The sequence below is a fragment of the Acinetobacter sp. ABJ_C4_1 genome, assembly GCF_044538495.1.
In the GTDB taxonomy this organism is placed as follows: Bacteria; Pseudomonadota; Gammaproteobacteria; order Pseudomonadales; family Moraxellaceae; genus Acinetobacter; species Acinetobacter nosocomialis_A.
Genome location: NZ_JBIUCQ010000030.1, coordinates 1 through 2,246, shown reverse-complemented (window position 1 = coordinate 2,246; position 2,246 = coordinate 1). Strand labels below are relative to the sequence as shown.

Annotated in this window: 1 protein-coding gene; it reads right to left on the bottom strand. The window is 27.8% G+C overall.

Annotation, left to right across the window (positions count from 1 at the left end):
• Window positions 1-1,995: LEPR-XLL domain-containing protein (locus tag ACIF8R_RS18340; RefSeq protein ID WP_396482475.1), on the bottom strand; the 1,995-nt coding region annotated here is incomplete at its 3' end.
• Window positions 1,996-2,246: the final 251 nt, after the last annotated feature.

Sequence of the window (2,246 nt, the reverse complement as noted above, 5' to 3'; positions counted from 1 at the left end):
ATAAACCAACCATAAGTACTTAGCTTTATTATTAATATCAATTAAATTACCATCTCCTTGTTGGGTCTGTATTCCATATTCATCTGTCAAATACCATTTTTTTTCATAATTTAAAAAACTTAATAACCTATAAGTAAAATTAGTTGTAGTGCTTTCGTTATATTGTTCTGATGTAGTTAATTTTAATGTTAAATTAAGAACTGCAGATTCAGATCCACCCGTACTTGTCCCATCAATAATATTAAAACTAATACCATAACGATGAAATGCCAAATAAAAATCACCATTTTGATTAAAAATATAATCTAGGGAACTATCATCTGCCGCGGCTACTCTATTTCCTTGAGCATCAAAGATACTTAAATAACCATCAAAAGATCCACCTATTAAAGTTTGTCCATTTGGCGTTGATACATATAGCCTATCACCCTTTTTAACATTTATTTTATAAACATCAATATCTGGCTTTCCTGTGCCATTATCACCTAAATTAACTTTAAGATTTTCATTTTGATTATTTCTTAATCGCAAAATTTGAGCAGTATTTAAACTACCCCCAATATCAGCTGTTAAATTATTGACTTGATTTACTTGATAAGTATTATAAATTTTTAATTTTATAGTTCTATCATTCTCATTATTAACTGCTATATTTTTAAAGATATCAAATTCCTGATTTTCGACTTCAGTAACAGAAATAAAATACTCTTGATCTTTTTTAGAGGTGAAATTAAAATAACTTGTATTTTCTTTCTTAATTAAATTACCATTTTTGTCATATATTTTAAAGCTTAATATCTCATCAGTTTTAAACTTTAACGTTTCATTTACTAATAATGTATATGAATAAATTGATGCTTTCTGCACTCCAATTTCTGCATCATAAATATGATTATTGTTATCAATAAATATTTGATCAACGCCTTCATCAAGCTTAATCACTTGTGTTGCGTTAGATAATGATTCTAAAGTTAATGCTTCATTTTGCTGCAAATTTGCATCAGGATTTAGACTAGATTTTATTTCAAAGTGTAGATTACCTATAGTATTTGAAAAACTACCTAATTCTATTCTGTACAAGCCTGCCTTTAAAAATATTGGAGTATAGGTAATATCATTATCTAGTGTGTTAGATGAACGTAACTCTTTACTCCATTCATCTTTCACACTAAAAGTATAATTATTGATTCCAGCTGATAGCTTGTCAAATATAATCCATTGATCTTGTTCTAAATTTAATTCATATACATTAAGCTGTGATGGCGTTTTAAAATCTGCATCGACTTGTTGATTTACTTGAATAGCCTGTACTGTAGGCTGGGAATGATATAATTTGAATGTAGTTTTTAATGTGTCTTTTAACTCCGTCCCTTCTATGCTTAACCAATATGTTCCAGTTTTATCTACTGTAAAACCTTTATCAGAATTCAAGTTATTCTTATTAATAAGTACCTTAGCATCAGGATCAAAAACACTCCATGATCCATAAGATTGTTGTACCGATAATGAATCATAAAAAAAGCGATCACCTGCTTGTGCATCAAAACGATATAATACAGCAGCTGAAGCTGGAGATAACTCAAGCTGGGTATCTTGATTTAAGCTTAATGAGTTTGCACCACTTTCACCAATAAGGTGAAATTTAAAATCTGTTTTTGTATCATCTAAAGCATCTACAGTTAATAAATATGTATCTGGCTTTAAATCTAAAAATAAATGACTTTGATCAGTGAAATTTGTAGTGTTAAATTGATTTTCTGTCTGAGCTCCTTTTAAACTCCACTGCATTTTATTGTTATCTATACCATCAAAAAAGAATTTTGTTTTCTCTTTAATAACAAACTCATATTGTTTTTGTTGACCTGGTTGATCAATAGCTCCAGTAATTTCTTGTATTCCTGGCATTAAATCTGCAGAAAGCAAAAGTTTTGGTTCAAGTTGTTCAACTGTCCACATTTGCTCTTGTGCATTTGTATTCATTTCTTGTTGGCTCATGCCTCACCCCAATTGTTACTAATTTGTGAATTTTTGTTAAAACAAGTTTATATATGAATTGTAAAGATTGTTTTAATAAGGATCAATTTATTTTTAATTATTTAAGTTAATAAAATCAGTCTTTAATCAAAATAAAACACCTTATTAACTTACACCCAGATATCTAAATTTAATTAATCTTTATAAAAACAAAATAAAATCATAAAAAATGCGCAAATATATTAAATTAAACTAAACAATAACTATTTTTT